This is a genomic window from Achromobacter ruhlandii (assembly GCF_902859695.1).
Taxonomy (GTDB): Bacteria; Pseudomonadota; Gammaproteobacteria; order Burkholderiales; family Burkholderiaceae_B; genus Achromobacter; species Achromobacter ruhlandii.
On the sequence record NZ_CADIJL010000011.1, the window covers coordinates 143,659 to 166,678 of the forward strand.

Annotated in this window: 24 protein-coding genes and 1 tRNA gene; 12 read left to right on the top strand and 13 right to left on the bottom strand. The window is 67.7% G+C overall.

Annotated features, from left to right (window positions below):
* Positions 1 to 51 precede the first annotated feature (51 nt).
* On the bottom strand, positions 52 to 729 hold the full coding sequence (locus HV742_RS15880) for a tellurite resistance TerB family protein (RefSeq protein WP_049071270.1): 678 nt from the start codon (positions 727 to 729) through the stop codon (positions 52 to 54).
* Between the two features lie 179 nt (positions 730 to 908).
* Here HV742_RS15880 and HV742_RS15885 point away from each other — a divergent pair, with 179 nt between their 5' ends.
* Positions 909 to 1,307, top strand: a complete 399-nt coding sequence (locus HV742_RS15885) for an OsmC family protein (RefSeq protein ID WP_049071273.1) — start codon at positions 909 to 911, stop codon at positions 1,305 to 1,307.
* Between the two features lie 75 nt (positions 1,308 to 1,382).
* On the opposite strand, the gene fabI is transcribed toward HV742_RS15885, so the two are convergent.
* The 3 genes from fabI to gloB form a co-directional block, all read right to left on the bottom strand.
* Positions 1,383 to 2,168, bottom strand: a complete 786-nt coding sequence (gene fabI, locus HV742_RS15890) for an enoyl-ACP reductase FabI (protein ID WP_006392868.1) — start codon at positions 2,166 to 2,168, stop codon at positions 1,383 to 1,385.
* Positions 2,169 to 2,291: 123 nt separating this feature from the next.
* Entirely contained in the window at positions 2,292 to 3,710 is a 1,419-nt protein-coding gene (locus HV742_RS15895) for a transglycosylase SLT domain-containing protein (RefSeq protein ID WP_063581938.1), read from the bottom strand.
* Between the two features lie 7 nt (positions 3,711 to 3,717).
* Positions 3,718 to 4,539, bottom strand: a complete 822-nt coding sequence (gloB, locus tag HV742_RS15900; RefSeq protein WP_049071277.1) for a hydroxyacylglutathione hydrolase — start codon at positions 4,537 to 4,539, stop codon at positions 3,718 to 3,720.
* Between the two features lie 21 nt (positions 4,540 to 4,560).
* Between gloB and HV742_RS15905 the strand changes: the two genes are divergently transcribed.
* The 7 genes from HV742_RS15905 (at position 4,561) to HV742_RS15935 (ending at position 11,653) form a co-directional block, all read left to right on the top strand.
* On the top strand, positions 4,561 to 5,340 hold the full coding sequence (locus HV742_RS15905) for a class I SAM-dependent methyltransferase (RefSeq protein WP_049071278.1): 780 nt from the start codon (positions 4,561 to 4,563) through the stop codon (positions 5,338 to 5,340).
* A 49-nt stretch (positions 5,341 to 5,389) separates the two neighbouring features.
* Positions 5,390 to 5,851: a ribonuclease HI gene (gene rnhA / locus HV742_RS15910; protein WP_049071280.1), complete on the top strand. Its 462-nt coding sequence runs from the start codon at positions 5,390 to 5,392 to the stop codon at positions 5,849 to 5,851.
* 251 nt (positions 5,852 to 6,102) lie between these two features.
* Positions 6,103 to 7,191, top strand: a complete 1,089-nt coding sequence (locus HV742_RS15915) for an efflux RND transporter periplasmic adaptor subunit (RefSeq protein WP_175145879.1) — start codon at positions 6,103 to 6,105, stop codon at positions 7,189 to 7,191.
* A gap of 30 nt (positions 7,192 to 7,221) precedes the next feature.
* Positions 7,222 to 10,338, top strand: coding sequence for an efflux RND transporter permease subunit (locus HV742_RS15920; protein WP_175145880.1), 3,117 nt, complete (start codon positions 7,222 to 7,224; stop codon positions 10,336 to 10,338).
* A gap of 4 nt (positions 10,339 to 10,342) precedes the next feature.
* Complete coding sequence (gene dnaQ / locus HV742_RS15925) at positions 10,343 to 11,065, top strand: DNA polymerase III subunit epsilon (RefSeq protein ID WP_049071285.1); 723 nt, start codon at positions 10,343 to 10,345, stop codon at positions 11,063 to 11,065.
* Between the two features lie 61 nt (positions 11,066 to 11,126).
* Positions 11,127 to 11,201, top strand: a tRNA-Val gene (locus tag HV742_RS15930).
* 284 nt (positions 11,202 to 11,485) lie between these two features.
* A complete protein-coding gene (locus tag HV742_RS15935) occupies positions 11,486 to 11,653 on the top strand; it encodes a hypothetical protein (protein WP_006388695.1) in 168 nt (55 codons plus the stop codon).
* A 28-nt stretch (positions 11,654 to 11,681) separates the two neighbouring features.
* Here the strand turns inward: HV742_RS15935 and HV742_RS15940 are convergent, their stop codons facing one another.
* The 5 genes from HV742_RS15940 to HV742_RS15960 all read right to left on the bottom strand — a co-directional run bounded on the left by HV742_RS15940 (position 11,682) and on the right by HV742_RS15960 (position 15,814).
* Positions 11,682 to 12,149, bottom strand: coding sequence for a YaiI/YqxD family protein (locus tag HV742_RS15940; RefSeq protein WP_175145881.1), 468 nt, complete (start codon positions 12,147 to 12,149; stop codon positions 11,682 to 11,684).
* The gene (locus HV742_RS15945; RefSeq protein ID WP_006388697.1) at positions 12,149 to 12,412 is read right to left on the bottom strand and encodes a hypothetical protein; all 264 of its coding nucleotides are present in this window, start codon (positions 12,410 to 12,412) and stop codon (positions 12,149 to 12,151) included. The genes HV742_RS15940 and HV742_RS15945 overlap by 1 nt, the downstream gene beginning before the upstream one ends.
* Positions 12,413 to 12,454: 42 nt before the next feature.
* Positions 12,455 to 13,951 (bottom strand): TAXI family TRAP transporter solute-binding subunit, encoded by a 1,497-nt coding sequence (locus tag HV742_RS15950; protein ID WP_100508676.1) that lies wholly within the window; start codon positions 13,949 to 13,951, stop codon positions 12,455 to 12,457.
* Positions 13,952 to 13,953: 2 nt separating this feature from the next.
* On the bottom strand, positions 13,954 to 15,162 hold the full coding sequence (gene gltS, locus HV742_RS15955) for a sodium/glutamate symporter (protein WP_175145882.1): 1,209 nt from the start codon (positions 15,160 to 15,162) through the stop codon (positions 13,954 to 13,956).
* A 160-nt stretch (positions 15,163 to 15,322) separates the two neighbouring features.
* Positions 15,323 to 15,814: a GNAT family N-acetyltransferase gene (locus HV742_RS15960; protein ID WP_049071291.1), complete on the bottom strand. Its 492-nt coding sequence runs from the start codon at positions 15,812 to 15,814 to the stop codon at positions 15,323 to 15,325.
* A 267-nt stretch (positions 15,815 to 16,081) separates the two neighbouring features.
* On the opposite strand from HV742_RS15960, the gene HV742_RS15965 reads away from it, so the two are divergent.
* Together HV742_RS15965 and HV742_RS15970 are read left to right on the top strand one after the other, a co-directional pair.
* Positions 16,082 to 17,134: a glycosyltransferase family 2 protein gene (locus tag HV742_RS15965; RefSeq protein ID WP_049071292.1), complete on the top strand. Its 1,053-nt coding sequence runs from the start codon at positions 16,082 to 16,084 to the stop codon at positions 17,132 to 17,134.
* Entirely contained in the window at positions 17,134 to 18,723 is a 1,590-nt protein-coding gene (locus tag HV742_RS15970) for an ArnT family glycosyltransferase (protein ID WP_049071294.1), read from the top strand. The genes HV742_RS15965 and HV742_RS15970 overlap by 1 nt, the downstream gene beginning before the upstream one ends.
* Here the strand turns inward: HV742_RS15970 and HV742_RS15975 are convergent.
* Positions 18,680 to 19,075, bottom strand: a complete 396-nt coding sequence (locus tag HV742_RS15975; RefSeq protein ID WP_175145883.1) for a GtrA family protein — start codon at positions 19,073 to 19,075, stop codon at positions 18,680 to 18,682. The genes HV742_RS15970 and HV742_RS15975 overlap by 44 nt on opposite strands.
* Before the next feature lie 36 nt (positions 19,076 to 19,111).
* On the opposite strand from HV742_RS15975, the gene HV742_RS15980 reads away from it, so the two are divergent.
* Positions 19,112 to 19,930, top strand: coding sequence for a ChbG/HpnK family deacetylase (locus HV742_RS15980; RefSeq protein WP_175145884.1), 819 nt, complete (start codon positions 19,112 to 19,114; stop codon positions 19,928 to 19,930).
* A 38-nt stretch (positions 19,931 to 19,968) separates the two neighbouring features.
* Here HV742_RS15980 and HV742_RS15985 read toward each other — a convergent pair whose 3' ends face one another.
* Positions 19,969 to 20,832 (bottom strand): LysR family transcriptional regulator, encoded by an 864-nt coding sequence (locus tag HV742_RS15985; protein ID WP_049071297.1) that lies wholly within the window; start codon positions 20,830 to 20,832, stop codon positions 19,969 to 19,971.
* A gap of 105 nt (positions 20,833 to 20,937) precedes the next feature.
* Between HV742_RS15985 and HV742_RS15990 the strand changes: the two genes are divergently transcribed.
* Positions 20,938 to 21,429 (top strand): multidrug/biocide efflux PACE transporter, encoded by a 492-nt coding sequence (locus tag HV742_RS15990; RefSeq protein ID WP_047993461.1) that lies wholly within the window; start codon positions 20,938 to 20,940, stop codon positions 21,427 to 21,429.
* On the opposite strand, the gene HV742_RS15995 is transcribed toward HV742_RS15990, so the two are convergent.
* Together HV742_RS15995 and HV742_RS16000 are read right to left on the bottom strand one after the other, a co-directional pair.
* Positions 21,404 to 22,054, bottom strand: a complete 651-nt coding sequence (locus tag HV742_RS15995) for a GntR family transcriptional regulator (protein WP_006392889.1) — start codon at positions 22,052 to 22,054, stop codon at positions 21,404 to 21,406. The genes HV742_RS15990 and HV742_RS15995 overlap by 26 nt on opposite strands.
* Positions 22,054 to 23,019 carry a branched-chain amino acid ABC transporter permease gene (locus HV742_RS16000; protein ID WP_049071298.1) on the bottom strand — a complete coding sequence of 322 codons (966 nt, stop codon included), beginning with the start codon at positions 23,017 to 23,019 and terminating at the stop codon, positions 22,054 to 22,056. Before HV742_RS16000 ends, HV742_RS15995 begins: the two co-directional genes overlap by 1 nt.
* Position 23,020: the final 1 nt, after the last annotated feature.

The window sequence follows — 23,020 nt, forward strand, 5'->3', positions numbered from 1 at the left end:
GCAGGCGGCCTGGCCGCTTGCCCCGTCCCGCGTCGAGGCGAGGCGGCGCCGTCAGGCGGCCGCGCGCGCGTGTTGCTCCAACTGTTCCTTCAGGCCCGGCTGCAGCTTGAGCTGGCGCGCCAGTTCGTCCAGGTAGGCGCGTTCCATGTAGCTCTCCTCGTCCACCACCAGCAGGCTGGCCAGATACATCTCGGCCGCCATCTCCGGCGTCCTGGCCGATTGCGCGATCTGGGCGGGATCGAGCGGACGCGCCAGTTCGGCCTCGAGCCAGCGCTGGTCCTGCGCGTCGCCGGACAGCTTGGCCATCTCGGTTTCCAGCAGCGAACGTTCTTCCGGCCCGATATGGCCGTCGGCCTTGGCCGCGCCGATCATCGCGGTCAGCACCGCGCTGCTGTGCTGCTCGGCCTCGGGGGGCGGCAGGCGATCCAGCGTCTGCGGCGGCGCGGCGGGCGCGCCGGCCTGATTGCGCTGCCAGTCGCCGTAGGCGCGGTAGGCCAGGGCGCCAAGCGCGGCCATCCCGCCGTACATGGCGACCTTGCCGCCGATCTTGCGGGCCTTCTTGCTGCCCAGCAGCAGCCCCAGCGCGCCGGCGCCCAGGGCGCCGCCGCCCAGGCCGGTCAGGAACGAGCCCCCCTTGCCGCCGGTGGCGGTCTGCACTTTCGAACCGGCGTCGGCCAACAGGCCCTGGCCGGATTGCAGCAATTGGTCTAGAAGTTGTCTGGCGCTCATGCGGGTTTCCTGGTGAATGCAATCCTCTTGCGGACAGGAATATGCGACCGCCATCTCTGCAGGAAGTTCAGCTTACAGTCAGAAATGGATGTTGCGCCGGACCGGGGCGGCGGCGTCGGATGCTACAACCTGGGGTGGGGCGGCCATGCGCGCCGCCCGCAACGCGAGGAATTCCGCCCATGACTATCCACGTGCGCCAGAACGCGCCCAAGACCCTGCAATTCACCGCCACGGCCGAAGGCCACGACTTGCCGCTGGACATGCCGCAGCCGCAAGGCGCCGGCCCCGATCCGCACGATTACTTCGACACGGCGCTGGGCGGCTGCAAGGCCATGACGTTGATGGTCTACGCGCAGCGCAAGGGACTGCCGCTGGAATCGGTGGGGGTGGACGTGGTGCGCGATGCCAGTGAGGAACGCAAGGGCGTCTATCGCCTGACCGCCAAGCTGACGCTGCATGGCGAACTGTCGGACGCGCAGATCGACGAATTGCTGGCCGTGGCCGAGAAATGCCCGATCCACAAGCTGATGACGGCGGTGGACGTGCAGGTATCCACGCTGATCGTGCGGCCGGCCTGAGGGATCGGCCGCCGGGCGGATGAACCGCCTGGCGCGGGAAGGCGGCCGGGCAGGGCGCCCGGCCGGTCAGTCGAATTACTCTTCCATGCCCGGGACGATGGTCGAGAAACCGGCGTCCACGTGGGTGATTTCACCCGTGACGCCGGCGGCCAGGTCCGACAGCATGAACGCGGCGACGTTGCCGACGTCATCGATGGTGACGTTGCGGCGCAGCGGCGCCTGGGCCTCGACGAACTTCAGGATGGCCGAGAAGTCCTTGATGCCGCTGGCGGCCAGCGTCTTGATCGGGCCGGCCGAGATGCCGTTGGCGCGGATGCCGCGCGGGCCCAGCGCGGTGGCCAGGTAGCGCACGCTGGCTTCGAGCGAGGCCTTGGCCAGGCCCATGGTGTTGTAGTTGGGCACCACGCGTTCGGCGCCCAGGTAGGTCAGCGTCAGCACCGAGCCGTTGCGGCCTTCCATCAGCGGCAGCGCGGCCTTGGCCATGGCGGCGAAACTGTAGGCCGAGATGTCGTGGGCGATGCGGAAGCCTTCGCGCGACAGGCCGTCCAGGAAGTTGCCGGCGATGGCTTCGCGCGGGGCGAAACCGATCGAGTGCACCAGGCCGTCCAGGCCGTCCCAGCGCTTGGCCAGGTCGGTGAAGGTGGCTTCGATCTGGCTGTCTTCGGCGACGTCGCAGGGCAGCACGATGTCGCTGCCGAATTCGGCGGCGAATTCGGCCACGCGGTCCTTGAAGCGGTCACCGACGTAGGTGAAGGCCAGTTCGGCGCCCTGTTGGTGGCAGGCGCGCGCGATGCCGTAGGCGATGGAGCGGTTGGAAAGCACCCCGGTGACCAGGATGCGTTTGCCGGCGAGAAAGCCCATGTGTGATTCCTTTGATCTTTTACCTGCTGGAGACCGCCTATTTTAAGGAGTTTGGCGGTCTCGCGGACAAAACAGCGCGGCGCCCGGGTGGGCGCCGCTGCGAAAGACGGATCGGCGGAGAAATCAGCCGCGGGCGTTGGTGCCCGGCACGCGCAGCTGGGCGCCGATCTTGAGGGCGTTGCCCTTGAGGTTGTTCAGGGCGCGCAGCGCGTCCACCGAGGTGCCGTACTGCTTGGCCAGCGAGAACAGCGTATCGCCCTGGCGCACTTTGTGCGTGCGCACATTGGGGCGGGCGGCCGCGCCGCGCGCGGCGGGGGCCGCGGCCTTGCCGCGCGGCGCCGGCGCCTTGCCGGTATTGACGGGGGCCGAATCCAGCGCGCCCACCGGCGCGGCCAGCGAGGCCAGTTGCACGCCGCCGGCGCCGGGGTCGCCCGGCACCAGCAATGACTGGCCGGAGGCCACCTTCTGGCGCGAGCCGATGTCGTTGGTCTCGCGCAGCTTGGCTTCGGTCACGCCGAAACGCTTGGCGATCGAGGCGTACGACTCGCCGCGGCGCGAGTGGTAGACCTTCCAGGCGCTCAGGTCGCCCTTGTAGTTGGTCAGGTTGGCGTTGAAGATCTCGACGCGGTCGGCCGGCAGCAGCAGCGTGGGGGCGTGGTCGCCGCGGATCACGGGCCGGTTGAACGACGGGTTCAGGGCCTTGAATTCGTCCAGCGGCATCTCGGCCAGCTTGGCGGCGATTTCCAGGTCGATGTCGCTGTTCTTCTGCACCGTCACGAAGTACGGCGTGTTGCCGACCGGCGGCAGCGCCACCGCGTAGCGCTGCGGGTCGGCGATGATGTTCTTGATGGCCTGCAGCTTGGGCACGTAGTTGCGGGTCTCGTCCGGCATGTTCAGGGACAGGTAGTCCGTGGGCTGGCCGGCGGCCTCGTTCTTGGCCATGGCGCGCTGCACCGAGCCCTCGCCCCAGTTGTACGAGGCCAGCGCCAGGTACCAGTCGCCCTGCATCTCGAACAGCTTTTCCAGGTAGTCCAGCGCCGCGTTGGTCGAGGCGATGGGGTCGCGGCGCTCATCGCGCCACCAGTCCTGCTTCAGGTTGAAGTGCTGGCCGGTGGCCGGCACGAACTGCCACAGGCCCGAGGCCTGGGCGCGCGAGAGCGCGGTGGGGTTGTAGGCGCTTTCGACGAACGGCAGCAGCGCCAGCTCGGTCGGCAGGCCGCGGCGGTTGATCTCGTCGACGATGAAATACAGGTACTTGCCGGCACGCTCGGCCATGCGCTGCACCGCCTCGGGGTGGGACGCGTAGTAGTCGGTCCACTGCTGCGAGAGGTCGGTGTTCAGGTTGGGGATGGCGAAGCCGCGGCGGATGCGGTCCCAGGCGTCGACCGGCGGATTGGTCAGGTCGACCGTGCGGGACGTGTCGCGGGCGATGTAGCGCCCTTGGGAGTTGGTGGTGAGGTTCTTGCTGTCGTGGGATTTGGTTCCTGCGCAACCGGCGAGGACTGCCAGCAGAAGCGGCAGAAGGAGTCGGGAGAAATTCATCGGGCGGTCACTTGAAATCGTTCTTCCATTCACGAAGGGAGGCAAAAACCTCTACCGGCGTCGGGTGGTCGTGGCCGGCCCAGTTGCCTGCGGCGCGGACGACGTCAACTTGCTGCGTACGCAAAAACGGATTGGTCGCGCATTCCTGGCCGATGGTCGACGGAAGCGTGGGGAGACCTTCTGCGCGTAATTGCCGGGCCCGCTGATACCACTGTTGCAGGGTGCGGTTGGCGGGTTCGACCGCCGTGGCCCAGCGCAAGTTCGCTAGAGTGTACTCGTGTGCGCAAAAAACCTGTGTATCTGGCGGTAAAACGGAAAATTTTTCCAAGGAATCATACATTTGCGCGGGAGTGCCCTCGAAAAGCCGGCCACAGCCCCCGGCAAACAGGGTGTCGCCACAGAACAGCACAGGCTGTTTTCCCGCCGCCCGGCCGGTGTAGGCGATGTGGCCGGCGGTATGCCCCGGCACGTCCAGCACGGTCAGGTCCAGGTCCAGCTCCGGCAGCACCACGCGGTCGCCCTCGGCCAGCGGCACGTCGCAGCGCGGCAGCTTCTCGCGCGCCGGGCCATATACCGTGATGTCGCCGATGCGGGACAATTCAAGCACGCCGCCCACATGGTCGCCATGGTGGTGCGTGAGTAGAATGGCGCGCAGCTTCAGGTCTTCACGGGCCAGCCATTGCAGTACCGGCCCGGCTTCTCCCGGATCGACCACGGCGGCCTGGCCGTCGCGGACGATGGCCCAGATATAGTTGTCGGTGAAGGCGGGCAGAGGCAAGACCGCGGCGTTGCGCTCGCGGCCGCCTGCGGGGGCGGTCAAGGCTTGCATGGGATTCGAAGGGATGAAAACGTGGCAGAAGAAACTCCGCCGATTGTAGAACTGGCCGAATGGTTCCAGACTCCGCCAGGGCAATACGCCCTGGCCTGGGAGCGCGCGCAGTTCGACGCGGCCGTGGCGGACGTCTTTGGATATTACGCCTGGCAGGTCGGCCTGGCCGACCTGAATCTGCTGCGCGCCAACCGCATGCCCTTCAAGGGCTATGTCGGCACTGAAACCCCCACGCCCGAGAACATCGCCGGTTGGCAGTCGCGCGTGGTGCTGGCCCAGCCCGAAGCGCTGCCGTTCGAATCGCAGAGCGTCGACCTGCTGATCCTGCCGCACGCTTTCGAATGCACCAGCGAGCCGCACAACGTGCTGCGCGAGGTCGAGCGCGTGCTGGTGCCGGAAGGGCGGGTGGTGATCTCCGGTTTCAATCCCTGGAGCATGTGGGGCGCGCGCACCCGCATGCCCGGCATGGAGCCCTGGCTGCCGCAGCCGCCGTCGTCGCAGGTCTCGCTGCCGCGCCTGAAGGACTGGTTCAAGCTGCTGTCGCTGGAAGTGGAGCAAAGCCATTTCGGCTGCTACGCGCCGGCCTGCCGCAGCGAGAAATGGCTGCAGCGCTGGGGATTCCTGGAATCGGCCGGCGCGCGCTGGTGGAGCCTGGGGGGCGCGGTCTACCTGGTGTCGGCGGTCAAGCGCGTGGCCGGCATGCGTATCATCGGCCCTGCCTGGAAAACCAAGCCCAAACGCGCCCGCGCCGCGTCGGTGGTGGTCAACCGCCAGGCCGGCGACGGCTTCGACCGCTCCTGAGCGGCGGGCCGGATTCATATCGAAAGAACAAGGACATACAAGCAGCACCATGCAGGACAACAACGCGAACGACCAGAAAGTGGAAATGTGGACCGACGGCGCCTGCAAGGGCAATCCCGGTCCGGGTGGCTGGGGCGTGTTGATGCGCGCCGGCGCGCACGAAAAGACCATGCACGGCGGCGAGGCCCAGACCACCAACAACCGCATGGAACTGCTGGCCGTGATCGAGGGCCTGCGCGCGCTCAAGCGTCCGTGCACGGTCACCATCCACACCGACTCCCAGTACGTCATGAAAGGCATGACCGAATGGCTGGCCAACTGGAAGCGGCGCGGCTGGATGACGGCCGACAAGAAGCCGGTCAAGAATGCCGAGCTGTGGCAGTCCCTGGACGAGCAGGTGCGGCGTCACACCGTGTCGTGGCGCTGGGTCCGCGGCCACGCCGGCGACCCCGGCAACGAGCGCGCCGACCAATTGGCCAACCAGGGCGTCGAGTCGGTCCGGCGCGCTTGAACCTCCCGCCGGGCGGCGCGGCGTGCCGCCTGGTGTCCGTCAATTGCTCCGTGTTTTCACCGATGCGGACGCGCGGGCGTGGCCGCCCGCATCGGGAAATACCCTGGGTCGGCTGGTTTAGTGCTTTCAGCGCGCTTCAGGATTGTTCCAGGTTGTAAATCCGGTGCTAAAGTGCCAACCCTTGATCCTGTTCCTGCGGCGCCGTCCCAGCGGGGGATGCCTGGCACGCGCCGCGATACCGCCACATTCGCATGAAAAAAGCTGCATTGCTGGCCGCCATCGCGGCAGGAGTGGCCGCGGGGGCCGCTCTGGGCGTATTCGTGCCGCGCTGGCTCGCGCCGGCCGCCACGCCGGCGGCCAGCGCCGCCGCGCCCGCCAAACCCGTTTCCAAGGCGGCGCCGGTACGGGTCGAAATCTCCGCCGTCACGGAAATTCCGTTTGCGCGCGGCTTGTCTGCCGTGGGCAGCCTGCGCTCGGATGAGGCCGTGATGCTGCGGCCCGAAGTGGCCGGTCGCATCCAATCGATCGAATTCAAGGAAGGGCAGCCGGTCCAGCGCGGCCAGGCGCTGATCCGCCTGGACGATTCCGTGCCGCGCGCCGAACTGGCACAGGCGCGCGCCAACCTGGCGCTGGCGCAGAGCCACTATCGCCGCGCCGTGGCGCTGCAGGCCAAGGGCTTCGTCAGCCAGCAGGCGCGCGACGAATCGGCCAGCACGCTCAAGGTGCAGGAAGCCGCGGTGGCGCTGGCGCAGGCGCGCCTGGACAAGATGACCATCAGCGCGCCGTTCGCCGGTTTTGCCGGCTTGCGCAGCGTGTCGGTGGGCGACTACGTCAACCAGGGCCAGGACCTGGCGCCGCTGGAGGCGATCGACCCGCTCAAGGTGGATTTCCGCGTGCCCGAGATGTATCTGAGCAAGGTCGGCGTGGGCCAGCAGCTCACGCTGCGGCTGGACGCCTTGCCCGGCCAGGAACGTCCCGGCCTGGTGTATGCCGTCAGTCCGCTGGTCGACGCGGGCGGGCGCTCCATCCTGCTGCGCGCCACCGTGGCCAACGCCGATTCGCTGCTGCGCCCGGGCATGTTCGCGCGGGTGCAACTGCTGTTCAACCAGGACAAGGCGCTGGTCGCGCCCGAGGCGGCGTTGTCGCCGTCGGGCGAGACGCAGTACGTTTACCGGGTCAAGGACGGCGTGGCCGAGCGCCGCGAAGTCACCATCGGCGAGCGCCGCGAAGGCAAGGTCGAGATCCTGACGGGCGTGGCGGCCGGCGACCAGCTGGTGGTGTCGGGGCTGCAGCGCGTCACCGATGGCGGCGCCGTGCAGGTCGTGAACAACGGCGCCTGACGCCATCATTCCAGCGGACGGCGGCCCTTCATGCGTATCTCGGAAACCTGTATCAACCGGCCGGTGTTCGCGTCGGTGCTGTCGCTGGTCATCGTGCTGATCGGTCTGATCTCGTATTCGCGCCTGACGGTGCGCGAATATCCGAAGATCGACGAGCCCATCGTGTCGGTCGACACCACCTACAAGGGCGCCTCGCCCGAGGTGATCGAGTCGCAGGTGACCAAGCCGCTGGAGGACCAGCTGGCGGGCATCGAGGGCGTGGACGTGATGACCTCGCGCAGCCGCTCCGAGCGCAGCCTGATCAACATCAAGTTCAACCTGTCGCGCAATCCGGACGCGGCGGCGGCCGAGGTGCGCGACAAGGTCTCGCGCGCGCGCCGCTTCCTGCCCGACGAAATCGACGAGCCCATCATCGGCAAGGTCGAGGCCGATTCGCAGCCCATCATCTACATCGCGGTCGAGTCCGGCGCGTATTCGGCGATCCAGACTTCCGACTACATCAACCGCTATATCAAGACCCGCTTGTCGGTGCTGCCCGGCGCGGCCGAGGTGCGCGTGTTCGGCGAACGCCTGCCGTCCATGCGCATCTACGTGGACCGCGACAAGCTGGCCGCCTACGGCCTGACGGTGCAGGACGTGGAATCGGCGCTGCGCAGCCAGAACGTGGAGATCCCGGCCGGCCGCATCGAGTCGCGGGCGCGCGAGTTCTCGGTGGTGTCGTCCACCGACCTGCAGACGCCGGCGCAGTTCGAGAACGTCATCGTCGCCAACGTCAAGGGCTATCCGGTGCGGCTGCGCGACGTCTCCAAGGTCGAGATCGGCGCGGCCAACGACCGCATCCTGTCGCGCTTCAACGGCAAGCCGGCCATCAACATCGGCGTGACGCGCCAGTCCACCGCCAACCCGCTGGAGCTGTCCAAGGCCGCGCGCGAGGAAGTGGCGCGGCTGAACGAGAACCTGCCCGCGGGCATGAAGCTGACCATCGCCTACGACTCGTCGGTGTTCATCGAGCGCTCCATCGACTCGGTGTTCCACACCATCGGCGAAGCCATCATCCTGGTGGTGCTGGTGATCTTCTTCTTCCTGCGCAACCTGCGCGCCAGCATCATTCCCATCGTCACCATCCCGGTGTCGCTGGTGGGCGCCTGCGCGCTGATGTACCTGTTCGGCTTCTCGATCAATACGCTGACGCTGCTGGCCATGGTGCTGGCCATCGGCCTGGTGGTGGACGACGCCATCGTGGTGCTGGAGAACATCTACCGCCACATCGAGGACGGCATGCCGCGCAAGGAAGCGGCGCTGCGCGGCTCGCGCGAAATCGGCTTCGCCGTGGTGGCCATGACCATGACCCTGGTGACGGTGTACGCGCCGCTGGCGTTCGCCACCGGCCGCACCGGGCGGCTGTTCATCGAGTTCGCGCTGGCGCTGGCCGGCGCGGTGCTGGTGTCCGGCTTCGTGGCGCTGACGCTGACGCCCATGATGTGTTCGGTGCTGCTGCGCCACCAGAGCAGCCACAGCCGCTGGTACAACCTGATCGAAGGCTGGCTCAACGCCATGAGCAACGGCTACCGGCGGGCGCTGGCGCTGTCGCTGCGCCATCGCTGGGTGGTGGTGGCGATCGGCCTGGCGGTCGCGGCCGGCAGCGGCGTGTTGTTCAAGGTGGTCAAGAGCGAGCTGGCCCCGGTCGAGGACCGCGGCGTGGTGTTCGGCATCGTCAGCTCGCCGGAAGGCGCGACGCTGAACTACACCCTCGACAGCATGCTCGGCATCGAGCAGTTCTACGCCGCCATTCCCGAGGCCAGCGGCAGCCAGGTCACGGTGGGCTTTCCCACGGTGACCGACGGCACCGCCATCCTGCGCCTCAAACCCTGGGAAGAGCGCGGCCGCCGCCAGCAGGCCATCACCCAGGAGCTGCAGCCGCTGTTCTCGTCGCTGCCGGGCGTGCGGGCGTTCCCCACCAATCCGCCGTCGCTGGGCCAGTCGGCGCGTTCCAAGCCGGTCGAGTTCATCATCATGAGCCAGGCCTCGTACGCGGAGCTGTCGCGCCTGACCGAAGTGTTCCTGGCGGAGCTGCGCAAGTATCCCGGCCTGCTCAACCTGGACACCGACCTGCGCCTGAACACGCCCGAGCTGCGGGTGCGGGTGGACCGCGACAAGATGGCCGACGTCGGCGCCAACGTCGACACCGTGGGCCGCACCCTCGAATCGATGCTGGGCGGGCGCCAGGTGACCCGCTACAAGGACCAGGGCGAGCAATACGACGTGATCGTGCAGGTCACGCCGCGCGACCGCGCCACGCCCACGGATATTTCCGGCATCCACGTGCGGGCGCGCGATGGCAGCATGGTGCAGCTGGACAACCTGGTGGCCGTGCACGAAGGCGTGTCGCCGCAGTCGCTGAACCACTTCAACCGCCTGCGCGCGGTCAAGATCGACGCCGCCGTGGCCCCCGGCTACGCGCTGGGCGAGGTGCTGGCCCACATGCACCAGGTGGCGCGCGAAGTGCTGCCCAACACGGTCGTGACCGATCTGGACGGCCAGTCGCGCGAATTCCGCGATTCGTCGGGCAGCATCTACCTGGTGTTCGCCATGGCGCTGGCCTTCATCTACCTGGTGCTGGCCGCGCAGTTCGAGAGCTGGCGCAACCCGTTCATCATCATGCTGTCGGTGCCGCTGTCCATGACCGGCGCGCTGCTGGCGTTGTGGCTGACCGGCGGCACGCTGTCGATCTACAGCCAGATCGGCCTGATCACGCTGGTGGGCCTGATCACCAAGCACGGCATCCTGATCGTCGAATTCACCAACCAGCTGCGCGACGAGGGCAAGGCGCTGTTCGAGGCCGTGACCGAGGCCAGCGTGCTGCGCCTGCGGCCGATCCTGATGACCACCGGCGCCATGGTGCTGGGCACCGTGCCGCTGGCGCTGTCGTCGGGCGCGGGCGCCGAATCGCGCCAGCAGATCGGCTGGGTCCTGGTGGGCGGCCTGATGCTGGGTACACTATTGACCTTGTTCGTCGTGCCGGTGGCCTACACCCTGATCGCCACCGCACGCAGGAAACCCGGCCCGGCCGGCAGCGCAGCGCATCCCCCGGCCAGCCCGGCGGATGGCCAGGCGCCGTCGGCGCCCGCGGCCCAAGCGTCGGAATAGCTTTATGCGCCAGATCATCTTTGACACTGAAACCACCGGGCTGGATCCCGCCCAGGGACACCGCATCGTCGAAATCGGCTGCGTCGAACTGGTCAACCGGATGGCCACCGGCAACAACCTGCACATCTACCTGAACCCGGACCGCGACAGCGACCCCGAGGCGCTGGCGGTGCACGGCCTGACCACCGAATTCCTGTCCGACAAGCCGCGCTTCGGCGACGTCGCCGACGAGTTCGTCAAGTTCATCCAGGGCGCCGAGCTGATCGCGCACAACGCCGCGTTCGACGTGAAGTTCTTCAACGCCGAGCTGGCCAAGACCGGCCGCGGCCCGATCACCGAGTACTGCGAAACGGTCACCGACTCGCTGCTGCACGCGCGCTCGCTGTTCCCGGGCAAGCGCAACTCGCTGGACGCGCTGTGCGACCGCTTCGGCATCTCCAATGCGCACCGGACGCTGCACGGCGCCTTGCTCGACTCGCAGTTGCTGGCGGAAGTCTGGCTGGCCATGACCCGCGGCCAGGACGCGCTGCTGATCGACGTCGACGACAACGACACGGGCGCGGGCGGCGGCGTGGTGCTGGCCAGGTTCGATGCGTCCGGCCTGCCGGTGGTCAAGGCCAGCGAGGCCGAACTGGCCGAGCACGAAACCTACCTGGCGGCGCTGGACAAGTCGGTGGGCGGCGAATGCGTCTGGCGCAAGCTCGACGCGCCGGTGGCGGCCGCCTGAAAGTTTTTGCGCGGCGACTTGCACACTTTCAAAAAAGCGTGCTAATATTTCGCCTCTTTCGGGGTGGTTAGCTCAGTGGTAGAGCACTGCCTTCACACGGCAGGGGTCACTGGTTCGAACCCAGTACTACCCACCAAAGACCCTCGAAGCGCATCGCCAGGCTGAAAAGCCGGCAATCGTGATTCGAGATCGGTGTAAGCGTTTTGCGCCAAGCAAAAACGCCAAAAACCCGAACGACAATGAAGCCAACCTTAGCCGGTTGGCTTTTTTGTTTTGCGCGCGCCCTTGATATGCCGCAAGCGTCGCTTGCGGATTTGCGCGCCATCGTGCCCCGGGTTGTCTATGATGAAACCTGAAGTCGCAATTTCGGCAAAATTTTCGGCCAAAAAGCGCGGCCGGGTCGCTTACCGGGAGACCTTCATGCACCCCAGCACCAACACCATGTTGATCATCATCGTCACGGGCGTGGCGCTCATGCTGCTCGGGTTTGGACTGCGCGACCGCAATATCGGCATGGGGCTGATGGGCATCGGCCTTATCACGGCCATCGGCACCATCATCTACAAGGCGTACATCACGTTCTATTGACGCGGCCGGGCGCGCGGTCCCGCGCCATTCAGGCCTTGGGCGCGGCCAGTCGCGCCGCGCGCGCCAGCAGCGTGTCGAGCTGGTTGGCGAAGGCCTTGCGGTCCGCCTGGCTGAACGAAGCCGGTCCGCCCGTGTCCACGCCGCTCGCGCGCAATTCCTCCATCATGTCCCGCAGGGCCAGCCGTTCGCGGATGGTCTCCGGTGAATAGCGTTCGCCGCGCGGGTTCAGCGCCATGGCGCCTTTTTCAAGTACCTGCGCCGCCAGCGGGATGTCGCCCGTGATCACCAGGTCGCCGGCCGCCGCGCGTTCGGCGATGTGAGCGTCGGCCACGTCGAAGCCGCGCGGCACCTGCACCGCGCGGATCAGCGGGGAGGGCGGCGTATGCAGCGCCTGATTCGCCACCAGGGTCAGGGGCACCTGCCAGCGCTGCGCGGCGCGGAACAGGATGTCCTTGATGACCCCGGGGCAGGCATCTGCGTCGACCCAGATATTCATCAGCCCAGGGCCTTCTGCAAGGCTTCGGCGATGATGTCGTTGGTGCTCAGGCCGCGCTCGGCGGCCGCCGCGCGCAACTGGTCCGCCTGGGCCTGCGACAGCTTCAGCGGAAACGGCACCAGGCCGGCGGCCTGGTCGAGCTTGCGCTGTTCACGGCGGTCGGGCACCTGCGAGGCGGCGCCGAAACGGTCGGGCGTGCCGGCTTGCTTGAGTTGGCCGGCCAGTTTCAGCGCCTGGTTCTTTTGCAGATCGAATTTGTTCATGGATATTCCTGATGGGGAGCGCCATCATAAGCGCAAGCGCCGTCAGCGGGGTTTGGCATTCTCCAGCGCGGCCAAGCCTTCTTCCGCGCCGTCGTGCAGCGGCACGGTCAGGCCGCGCCGGGCGTTGGCAACGTTTACCTGGGCACCCTGGGTCGAGCCGGCGGCCAGCAGATCCAGCCCGGTCTGGTAGACCGCCCGCACCACCTGCAGGGCTTCGTCGCGGGTCAGCTCCGAGGTGGTCAGCAACAGCGCCGCGGTGCCGATGGTGGCGACCGGCTCGGGCTGGTTCGGATAGGTGCCCGCCGAGATCTCCAGCGGCATCAGCCCGTTGTCCTGCGCGGCCAGTGTCTTGACCGCGGCCGGATCGAGCGGCAGCAGCTTCAGGTGCGCCTGGGTCAACGCGTCGCGCAGGGGCGTGGCGGGAATGCCGATCACCTGCGCCGCCGCATCGATCGTGCCGGCCTTGAGCGCCGGCAGCGAGGCGGTGAAAGGCGTGGGAATCGCCTCGTAGTCGCGTCCGGCCTGCAGGCCATGCGCCGCCAGCACCGCCTCCAGGGTGGCCCGCACCGCCGAACCCTCCGCGCCGAGCGCGATCTTCTTGCCTTTCAGGTCGCGCACGCCGCGCAGTTTGGCGTCGTCGCGCACGACGATATGCACCATTTCGGGATAGAGGCTGCCCAGCGCGCGCAGGCCGGCGAACGGCCCCTGCGACGCGAACGGGCCGCGGCCCTCGTACGCCAGTTTGGCGGTGTCGGCCTGGGCCAGCCCGACCACGGCGTCGCCGCTGCGCAGCAGGGCGATGTTTTCGGCGCCGCCGCCGGTAATCAGCGGCGTGACGCGGATCTGGCGCGCCTGGCCCACCGCGCCCAGCGCCCGGGCGAAGGTGAGGTACTCACCGCGGTCTGGGCCGCCGGCCAGCGGATAGCCTTGTTGCATGCGCGCCAGCCGGCCGTTGATGCGGGCGACGGAGCGCTCCAGTTCCTGCTGCACCACGTGCTGCGCCGTGCTGGAGGCGCTGTAGGCGACCGAATGAGTGATCTGGTCCAGCGTTTCGAGCAGCCGCTGCGTCACGGGCGGCGGCGCGCCGGTATCGAGTGAGGGCGCTTCGGCGGCCTTGAAGCCGGCGGGCGTCACCAGCTCCCAGCCCTCGCCCGCTTTGCGATAGATGGCGCTGGCATGCGCAACGATTTGGTCCCCGGCCTGGTTGCCGCTGGATTTCACGCCGCTGATACTGCGCGGGCCCGCGCCCAGCAGCGTCACCAGCGCGGCGGCGCCAGGCTGGTCCCAGGCGCCCAGCGCGATGTCGCGCGTCACTTCCAGCCGCAGGTCGTAATAGACCACGCGGCGGGTCTCGCCTGCCGGCGCGTTGCTGTCGGCGGCGGACCCCATGCGCTTGATTTCATCGATGCGGAACAGGTCCGCGCCATAGGTGGCGGCCAGGCCGCGTTCAACGTCGGCGCGCAGCGTATCGGTGTCGGGGGCGCGGCCGCAGGCGGCCAGAAGCAGGCACAGGGCCAGCAGGAAGAAGCGCTTGAGCATGATCACATCCCTCCCACGAACGGCAGGGAAATCAACGAGGTCAAGACGATCACGTTGAGAATGTCCACCAGGAACGCGCCCGTCACCGGCACCACGATGAAGGCCTGCGGCGCGGGCCCGTGGCGCCGCGTCAGCGCCTGCATGTTGGCGATGGCGGTGGCGGTGGCGCCCAGCGAAAAGCCGCAGAACGCGGCCGACATGATGGCGGCCTCGTAGTCGCTCCTGAGCAGGCGGAACACCACCCAGGCCGAATACAGCGCGCAGAACAGCGTCTGCACCGCCAGGATCAGCGCGAGCGGCCCGGCCAGCCGCGCCACGCTGCCCAGGTCCAGCGTCATCATCGTCATGGCCAGGAACAGCGACAGCGTGATGGTGCCGATGATTTCGGTGGCGCGGTCATCCAGCTTCAGGCCCAGGCGCTCGCCGCCGTTGCGGATCAGCACGCCGGTCGCCAGGCACCAGAGGAAATTGGGCAGGCTGACCGGCGCGCCTTCCACCAGCGTGGCCAGGTAGCCGCCCGCCACCAGGCAGACGAAGGCGGCGGTCATCGAGGTGATGAACGAGGCCGCCGTCGATGGCGGTTGCGCCCCGGTCAGGTCGGGCGCCTCGTGGCCCGCCGTCGAGCGGCGATCCAGGCTGCCGGCCAGCTTGTGGCGGCGCATCAGCCATTCCGCCACGGGGCCGCCCAGCACGCCGCCCAGCACCAGGCCCATCGTCGCCGCGGTCATGGCCAGCGCCATCACGTCCTGGATGTTGTTGACGTCGGCAAAGCGGGTGGCGTAGGCCGCGCCCGTGCCGTGTCCGCCGACCAGCGTGATGGTGCCGCCCAGCAGGCCCATCAGCGGGTGCATGTCCAGCAGCCAGGCCATGCCCAGCCCGACCGCGTTCTGCAGTACCAGGAAGGGGATCAGCGCCAGGAGGAAGGCGATCAGCCGCGGGCCGCCCTTGGCCAGCAGCTTCAGGTTGGCAGTCAGGCCGATGCAGCCGAAGAACAGCAGCAACAGGGTCGGCTTGATGCTGGTTTCCAGCGAGATGGCATGGCCGCCCCAGGTCGACAGCGCATAGGCGCCGATCGCGAACAGCAGGCCGCCGACGATCGGGTCCGGGATGCTGTAGCGCGCCAGCACGCCGATGCGGGTGGTCAGGACGCGGCCGATGGCCAGCACCAGGCAGCAGGCCAGCAGGGATTGGACGGGCGAGAGTGAAATCATGGAAACCTTCGCGTCCCGGCGCGGGACGCAGCGAAGTCAGGCTGTCGGGATCGTTGCCGCCATGTCTTTCAGGGATTGCGTCCCCCATCTTACCGGGGCGCGGGCGGCGCGACATGCGCGGCAACGGACGGAAAAGGGCGGGGCGCTCGGCCGCCGCGGGTCAGAGCGGAAAGGCACGCGCCATGTAACTGGCCTGCGGCCCGTAGCCTTCGAGCTTGTCGGCCAGCTCGCGGCCGCCCGCGGCGACCGGCGCATAGCCGTGGCGTATCCAGTAGCCCACGGCCGAACCCAGCGAGACCAGGCTGGCGCGCCGCAGTCCCGCCCGCGCGGCGTGCCCGGCGGCGGTGCGCAGCAGGGCCTGGCCCACGCCCAGGCCCTGGGCCGTGGGCGCCACCGCGCAATCATGCAGGAACCAGTGGTCGGCCGCCTCGGGCAAGGCGGCCAGGGGCGCATCCAGTGTCGGCGGCAGGCCCGCGTCCCACGGATACGACACCAGATAGCCGAGCAAGTCGTCCGTGGCGGCCTGCGCCACCCAGCAGTGCGCGGGGGCCAGCGCCAGCCGGTTCAGGAAGAAATCGGCGCTTTCCAGCAGGAAACCCGGGTAGGCCCGGGCCTGGACGGCCAGGATGCCGTCCACGTCGCCGGCCAGCATGGGGCGGACTCGGTATTGCATAACCACCTGTGAAAACAAGAACTTCGCGCATTTTACCGAGGCGCGCGGGCGGCCGCTTTACGTCCCTTCACAAACTAGGGACAGAGCTTAACCTCGTCTTCACGGCACTTCATAAATTGGCCCGCCATGCTTCCTAGAATCGTGCTGATTGCCCTCCGTCCGATAGCCGCCGCATTTGATGAAAATTCGACGACGGCCTGCGCATACTGCCCGTCATAGTGTCCCGCATTCCAATTCCAGAGCATCATGCATATCCAATTCCGGTCCGAGCCCATGGGGCAGCAAGTCTTGACCAAAGCGTTGCCCGTGGACGCGGTCTGGCGCACGGCGACCGTCAACGTGCCTTACGACGCCTGCGTGACCTGCGTCATTCCCTGCCTGAATGAATGCGAGAACCTGCGCGTGCTGCTGCCGCTGCTGCGCAGCCGGCTGGCGGCGCTGGCCACCGGCTGGGAAATCATCGTTGCCGATGATGGCAGCACCGACGGCACCGAAGCGCTGATGGCCGAATGGTCGCAGTACGACGGCTTTCGCTACGTGCAGCTGTCGCGCAACTTCGGCAAGGAAGCGGCGCTGAGCGCGGGGCTGGAAAGCGCCACCGGCGACGTCGTCATCTGCCTGGACGCCGACATGCAGCACCCGCCGGCCCTGATCGAACAGATGCTGGCGCGCTGGGCCGCGGGCGCCGAGATGGTCTACGCCGTGCGTGAGACCCGCAACGACGAATCCTGGGTCAAGCGCACCGGCGCCCGCTGGTTCTACAAGCTGCTCAGCGGCGCCCGGGGCGTCGATGTGCCGGCCCACGCCGGCGACTTCCGCCTGATGAGCCGCAACGTGGTGGACGCGCTGAACGCGTTGCCCGAGCGCACCCGTTTCATGAAGGGCCTGTACGCCTGGGTCGGCTTCAAGGGCGAGGCCTTGCCGTACACGCCCGACGAACGCATGCATGGCGACAGCCGCTTCGGCGGCATGCGCCTGGCGCGCCTCGCGCTGGACGGCCTGACCGCATTCACCACCTGGCCGCTGCGGCTGGTGAGCCTGGTCGGCGTGCTGTTCGCCGTGCTGGCGATGGCCTACGCGATCTTCCTGGTGATCGATTACCTGGTGTCCGGCAACCCGGTTTCCGGCTGGACCACGATCGTCACCGCGGTGCTGTTCTTTGCGGGCGTCAACCTGATATCGCTGGGCGTGGTGGGCGAGTATGTCGCCCGTATCTTCGACGAGGTCAAAGGGCGCCCGCTGTTCGTGGTGCGCCGTCGCCAGGGGCAGGCCGCCCGCTCCGACAAGGTCGCACACTGATGGGCGCCGCGATGCAAGATCCGGCGCGTTCCTACAGGATCCCGCCGGCGGGATGGTTCCTGCTCGCCATCGGCTTCTGGCTGGCCTTCCTGGCCTGGGTGCGGCCGCTGACGCTGCCCGACGAGGGCCGTTATGCCGGCGTCGCCTGGGACATGCTGCGCAGCGGGTCGCACATGGTGCCGCTGCTCGATGGCATGCCGTATTTCCACAAGCCGCCGCTGTACTACTGGCTGACCGAACTGTCGTTCAGCGTGTTCGGCGTGCATCCCTGGGCGGCGCGCCTGCCGTCGTTGCTGGCGGCCTGGGCCGCGATTGCCGCGCTGTACGGCTTCGTGCGGCGCTATCGCGACGCCGCCACCGCCACGCTGACCGCGCTGGTGCTGGCCACGGTGCCGTTCTTCTATGGCGGCTCGCAGTTCGCCAACCTCGACATGCTGGTGGCCGGCATGATCACGCTGTGCGTGCTGGCCGCGGCCGATACCGTGCTGCGCCTGGAGCGCGGCCAGGCCTATCGCTGGATGTCGCTGGCCGCCGCGGCGCTGGCGGGCCTGGCGGTGCTGGCCAAGGGGCTTATCGGGCTGGTGCTGCCCGGCGCCATCCTGTTCATCTGGCTGGTGTGGGGGCGCCGCTGGCGCGCGCTGGCCGCGTTGCTGTGGCCGCCGGCGCTGCTGGTGTTCGCGGCGGTCGCCGTGCCGTGGTTCGTGCTGATGCAGATCCGCTATCCCGGCTTTTACGACTACTTCTTCGTCTACCAGCACTTCCAGCGCTTTGCCGCCTCCGGCTTCAACAACGCCCAGCCGTTCTGGTTCTACCTGCCGGTGGTGGTGGGCCTGAGCCTGCCGTGGTCCCTGTGGGGCGGCGGCGTGCTGCGCAAGGCCTTCTGGGCCGACGGCCCGCAGCGCGACCTGCGGCGCCTGGCCTTGATCTGGTTCGTCGTGATCGTGGGCTTTTTCTCGCTGCCCAATTCCAAGCTGGTCGGCTACGTGCTGCCGGCGCTTGCGCCGCTGGCCTTCCTGCTGGCCGAAGTGATCGTCGCCGCGGGGCGCCAGAAGTCGGACGAGCTGACACCGCGCCTGGTGCGGATCTGCGTTGGCGTCGGCGCGGGCATCTGCGTGGTGGCCATCGGCATCGCCGCCCACAGTGCCCGGGGCAGCGCGGGACCGCTGGCCGCCGTGGTCCGGCCGCTGGCGCAGCCTGGCGATACCTATGTGTCGCTGCACACCTATCCGTTCGACCTGGCGTTGTACGCCCAGGCGCCCAAGCCGAGCTGGGTGGTGGACGACTGGCTCAATCCGGAAGTGCCGGTGCGCGACAACTGGCGCAAGGAACTCTACGACGCGGCCAAATTCGAACCCGAGGTGGGCAAGCAGGTGCTGATCAGTCCGCAGGAATTCCAGGCCCGCCTGTGCGCGGCGCCCGATGGGGCGCGCTACTGGGTCTGGGGCACCAAATCGGATTCGGGCGCTTACCCCGTGCTGGCGGGGCTGGAGCCGGTGGCGAACAGCGTGAAATACGTGATCTGGCAGGTGGTGTCGGACGCCGCCTTCAAGCAGCGGGTTTGTGGCGGAATGCCCAAAGCCGGCTCGTGATGAAGGTGGCGATCGCCAGGCCGATCAGGATGAACGCCAGCAGGATGTCGTAGCGGACGGCGGTTACCCGCAGCAACCAGGCGTAAGCGGATTCATTGATGACGAAGCCCGCGGCTGAAATGAAGAAGAAACGACGTACTGCTATGGTCCAGGGTGTTCTCGAATGTCTGAACGTGAGCCGATAGTGTCCGCTGAAGGACACCACGAACGCCACCAGCCAGCCGAGCAGGTTGGCCAGGAGCGGCGCGGCGCCCAGGCCTTCGACGCAGGCGACGGCGACGCCCCAGTGGGTGGCGGCCGCTGCGCATCCGACAATGATGAACAGGGTGACTTGCTGGACCAGGGCGCGCATGTGGGGCGTGTCGATGAAAAAAAGCGGGGTGAGAGCTTGACCAAACGCATAGTGGTTTGCGGTGATGATTTTGGCATGAATGCCGACATTGATGAAGGCATGATCGCGCTGGCCGGCATGGGCCGGTTGAGCGCGGTCAGCTGCCTGTCGCTGGGCCCGACCTTCAACGCCAACGCCGCGCGGCTGGCCGCGCAGGATGCCGATCTCGGCCTGCATGTGAACTTCACCGAGCCCTTGGGCAATGCGTTCGATGCCGACCTGCCGTCGCTGTCGCAACTGATCCTGCGCGCCTACACCCGCCGCCTGGACACGGCCTGGATCGACCAGCATCTGGCGCGCCAGTTCGACGCTTTCGAGGCGGCCTTCGGCCGCGCGCCCGACTATGTCGACGGGCATCAGCACGTGCACCAACTGCCGATGATCCGCGAGCGCCTGCTGGCCATGCTCAAGCAGCGCTACGGCGCGCGCATGCCGTGGTTGCGCCAGACCGCGCCTGGCATGCTTTCCGGTATTCCGCTGAAGGAATCGATCAAGGCCCGCATCATCGGCGCGCTGGGCGCGGCCGAACTGGGCCGCCGCGCCAGCCGCGAAGGCCTGCGCACCAACCGGCGCCTGCTGGGCGTGTACGGTTTCGAAGGCGGCAAGCGGCGTTACGCCGACCTGCTGCAGAACTGGCTGTTCAATGCCCGGGATTGCGACCTTCTGATGTGCCACCCGGCCAAGGACTGCCAGGACGACAGCGCCATGGCGCGCCAGCGCCGCGCGGAATATGACGTGCTGGCCTGCCCCAAGCTCGGCGACTGGCTGGCCGCCAACGGCGTGCGCATTTCACGCCTGCCGCTCAACGCGCGCTAGGCGCGCCGGGGACGCCAGGGCGTCCGCGTTTTCCGCCATCAGGCCCGCGTCAGGCTCTGCAGCAGCCAGGCGCCGGCGGGCCCCAGCGGGCGGCGGGTCGACCACACCGCGTCCACCCGGATCTGGCGCGGCCAACCCGGCACCGCCAGTTCCACCAGTTGCCCGCGGCCGAAGCGCTGCAACATCCAGCGCGGCAGTTCGGTCCAGCCGAATCCCAGCGTGGCCATTTCCAGCAGCATCAGGTAGCCCGGCGCCGACCAGGTCGACTGCGACGGCGCGGAGTCCTTGTCGTCCAGCTCATAGGTGCTCAGGCGCAGCTCGCGCTCGGTCTTCAGGTGGTCCCGGGTGACCCCCGACAGCGTCGCCAGCGGATGGCCGCGGCCCACGCACAGCACGATCTCCGACGCTTCGCGCAGCGTCGCGTGGGCCATGTCGGGCGGATAGCTTTCCTGCGCCGCCATCAGCCCCAGGTGGGCGCGGCCCTGCTGCACCAGCGCCACCACGTCCTCGTATTCCGCGATCAGGCATTCGAAGCGCAGCGCCGGATAGCGCTGGTCGATCTGGCTGAGCATGTTCTCAAAGGTTTCGGACTGAAACGTATCCGACAGCACCACGGTCAGGCGCGGCTCCAGGCCGGCCGACAGCTGGCTGGCGCTGCGGTTCAGGCGGTCGTTGGCCGCCAGCACCTGCAACGCCTGGCCCAGCAGCACCTGGCCGGCCTCGGTCAGGGATGGCTGGCGCTGGCTGCGGTCGAACAGCGTCACGTTCAGGTCGACCTCGAGGTTGGCGATGGTCTCGCTGACGGTGGACTGGCTCTTGCCCAGCTTGCGGGCCGCCGCTGAAAAGGTGCCCTCGGCGGCCACCTGGGCGAAGGTGGCCAGGGATTCCAGGGAATGGCGCATGGTGGGGTGTTGTATCGGAATTTCCGATGGATTCTATCTTTATCGTACCGGAAATATCGTCGAAAATCCTCCGGTCACTGAAACAAACGACCTCAGAGGTGGGTCATGACGCAAGCCAAGAAAACCATCAAAGAGCGCTTCATCCACGCTTTCCTGTTCGAAATCCTCGCCATCGGCCTGTGCGCGCCGGTGGCCGCCTGGGCCATGGGCAAGTCGCTGTTCGAAATGGGCGTGTTGACCGCCGTGATCGCCTGGATCGCGCTGGTCTGGAACATGATCTACAACGCCGGCTTCGACCGCCTCGAAAATCGCCTGGGCATCACCCGCAACCTGCGCGTGCGCGTGATCCACGCGTTCGGCTTCGAGCTCGGGCTGATCCTGATCGTGATCCCGCTGGCCGCCTGGTGGCTGAACATCAGCCTGTGGCAGGCCTTCGTGCTGGACATCGCGCTGGTGCTGTTCTACCTGCCGTACGCCTTCTTCTACAACCTGGGCTACGACCGCGCCCGCCCGCGCGTCATGGCCTGGCTGGCGCGCGGCGCCAAGGACGCCGCCGCCCCGGCCGCGAGCGCTACGCGTCAATCACCTTGCGCGTAAACATCTCCAGGTAGTCCATCAGCGAATCCGCGCCCTGGATGGCCGCCGCTTCGTCGCCCGTGGCGATGCCGGCGGCCATGGCCATGTGGCGGCGCGCGCCCTCGGCGATGTCGCCCTCGTGCTGGTAGGCGTACCAGAAGCGCCGGCACTGGATGATCAGCGGTTCCACCGCGTTCACCGCCGACACGTTGCGGCAGGCGCTGTGGCAGACGTGGTCGAGCAACTGGTCGGCCTGCATGTAGTCGTCCAGGTTGCCGCCCTCGGCCGCGCGCACCATCTGCGTCGCGCATTCGACGATCTGGGCGCGTTGCGCCGGCGTGGCGCGGCGCGCGGCGCTGGCGGCGATCAACTGCTCCAGCGCCCGGCGGGTCTGGATCAGGTCCATGTGGTCGGCCAGCTGGATCATCGAGACCCGCAGGCCGCGCCGCGGTTCCTGGCGGATCAGGCCGGCCGCCACCATGCGCAGCAAAGCTTCGCGCAGCGGGGTGCGGCCCAGGCCGGTCTTTTCGACCAGATCGGCTTCCACCACCGCGCTGCCCGGCTGCAATTGCAGGGTGGCGATCATGCTTTCGATCTGGTCATAGGCGACGTCTGCCGCGCGCCTTTTGGGTTCTGCTCCTGCCATCAACGGTTGTTTTCCTTCGTTTTGCGCCACTGCGTGTAGGCCAGCCATTCGCCGACGAACCCGCGCCGGAAGAACGACACGCACAACACGAAAATCAACCCGATGACGATGGTGACGACATCGCCCAGGGTGGCCAGGTAGTTCTGCAGACTGACGACCAGCGTGGCGCCCACCACGGGGCCCCACACGGTGCCGATCCCGCCCAGCAGCGTCATCAGCAGGACTTCGGTGGAGGTGGCCAGCGACACGTCGTTCAGCGCCACCAGCTGCAGCACCAGCGCCTTGAGCGAACCCGCCAGGCCGGCCACCGAGGCCGACAGCACGAACGCCAGCAGCTTGCACCGATCCGTATCGTACCCCAGCGAAATCGCCCGCGGCGCGTTGTCGCGGATGGTCTTGAGCACCTGCCCGAAGGGCGAATGGATGACCCGGTAGACGAACAGGAACCCCAGCACGAACACGCCCAGCGTGAAGTAATACATGTTGGTGTCGGCGCTCAGGTCGACCAGGCCCAGGAACTTGCCGCGCGGAATGCCCTGCATGCCGTCCTCGCCGCGCGTCCAGCGCACCTGCACCGCCATGAAATAGGCCACCTGCGACAGCGCCAGCGTGATCATGGCGAAATAGATGCCGGTGCGGCGGATCGCCAGCCAGCCGATGGCATAGCCGATGGCGGCGGCCATGGCCACGCCGCACAGCATCGCCAGCTCGGGCGGCAGGCCGGCCGCGCCGTACAGGATCATCATTTCGCCGGCGGCATAGCCGGCCCAGCCGAAGAAGGCGGCATGGCCGAACGACACCAGGCCGGTGAAGCCGGTCAGCAGGTTGAAGGCCAGCGCGAACAGCGCGAAGCACAGCACCTTCATCACGAACACCGGATAGACCACTTGCGGGAACCACGGAACCAGCAGCGCGGGCACCAGCAGCAGCGCCAGGATGCGGAGGGAAAGAGGAAAGCGCGACACC

Excerpts from the sequence above, each read along its gene's own strand:
- HV742_RS15985 (WP_049071297.1), bottom strand. The coding sequence starts at position 20,832 with ATGCGCCATTCCCTGGAATCCCTGGCCACCTTCGCCCAGGTGGCCGCC.
- dnaQ (WP_049071285.1), top strand. The coding sequence starts at position 10,343 with ATGCGCCAGATCATCTTTGACACTGAAACCACCGGGCTGGATCCCGCC.
- HV742_RS15940 (WP_175145881.1), bottom strand. The coding sequence starts at position 12,149 with ATGAATATCTGGGTCGACGCAGATGCCTGCCCCGGGGTCATCAAGGAC.
- HV742_RS15995 (WP_006392889.1), bottom strand. The coding sequence starts at position 22,054 with ATGGCAGGAGCAGAACCCAAAAGGCGCGCGGCAGACGTCGCCTATGAC.
- HV742_RS15920 (WP_175145880.1), top strand. The coding sequence starts at position 7,222 with ATGCGTATCTCGGAAACCTGTATCAACCGGCCGGTGTTCGCGTCGGTG.
- HV742_RS15975 (WP_175145883.1), bottom strand. The coding sequence starts at position 19,075 with ATGCGCGCCCTGGTCCAGCAAGTCACCCTGTTCATCATTGTCGGATGC.
- rnhA (WP_049071280.1), top strand. The coding sequence starts at position 5,390 with ATGCAGGACAACAACGCGAACGACCAGAAAGTGGAAATGTGGACCGAC.
- HV742_RS15990 (WP_047993461.1), top strand. The coding sequence starts at position 20,938 with ATGACGCAAGCCAAGAAAACCATCAAAGAGCGCTTCATCCACGCTTTC.
- HV742_RS15885 (WP_049071273.1), top strand. The coding sequence starts at position 909 with ATGACTATCCACGTGCGCCAGAACGCGCCCAAGACCCTGCAATTCACC.
- gloB (WP_049071277.1), bottom strand. The coding sequence starts at position 4,539 with ATGCAAGCCTTGACCGCCCCCGCAGGCGGCCGCGAGCGCAACGCCGCG.
- HV742_RS15895 (WP_063581938.1), bottom strand. The coding sequence starts at position 3,710 with ATGAATTTCTCCCGACTCCTTCTGCCGCTTCTGCTGGCAGTCCTCGCC.
- fabI (WP_006392868.1), bottom strand. The coding sequence starts at position 2,168 with ATGGGCTTTCTCGCCGGCAAACGCATCCTGGTCACCGGGGTGCTTTCC.
- HV742_RS15935 (WP_006388695.1), top strand. The coding sequence starts at position 11,486 with ATGCACCCCAGCACCAACACCATGTTGATCATCATCGTCACGGGCGTG.
- HV742_RS15970 (WP_049071294.1), top strand. The coding sequence starts at position 17,134 with ATGGGCGCCGCGATGCAAGATCCGGCGCGTTCCTACAGGATCCCGCCG.
- HV742_RS15915 (WP_175145879.1), top strand. The coding sequence starts at position 6,103 with ATGAAAAAAGCTGCATTGCTGGCCGCCATCGCGGCAGGAGTGGCCGCG.
- HV742_RS15965 (WP_049071292.1), top strand. The coding sequence starts at position 16,082 with ATGCATATCCAATTCCGGTCCGAGCCCATGGGGCAGCAAGTCTTGACC.
- gltS (WP_175145882.1), bottom strand. The coding sequence starts at position 15,162 with ATGATTTCACTCTCGCCCGTCCAATCCCTGCTGGCCTGCTGCCTGGTG.
- HV742_RS15880 (WP_049071270.1), bottom strand. The coding sequence starts at position 729 with ATGAGCGCCAGACAACTTCTAGACCAATTGCTGCAATCCGGCCAGGGC.
- HV742_RS15960 (WP_049071291.1), bottom strand. The coding sequence starts at position 15,814 with ATGCTGGCCGGCGACGTGGACGGCATCCTGGCCGTCCAGGCCCGGGCC.
- HV742_RS15945 (WP_006388697.1), bottom strand. The coding sequence starts at position 12,412 with ATGAACAAATTCGATCTGCAAAAGAACCAGGCGCTGAAACTGGCCGGC.
- HV742_RS15950 (WP_100508676.1), bottom strand. The coding sequence starts at position 13,951 with ATGCTCAAGCGCTTCTTCCTGCTGGCCCTGTGCCTGCTTCTGGCCGCC.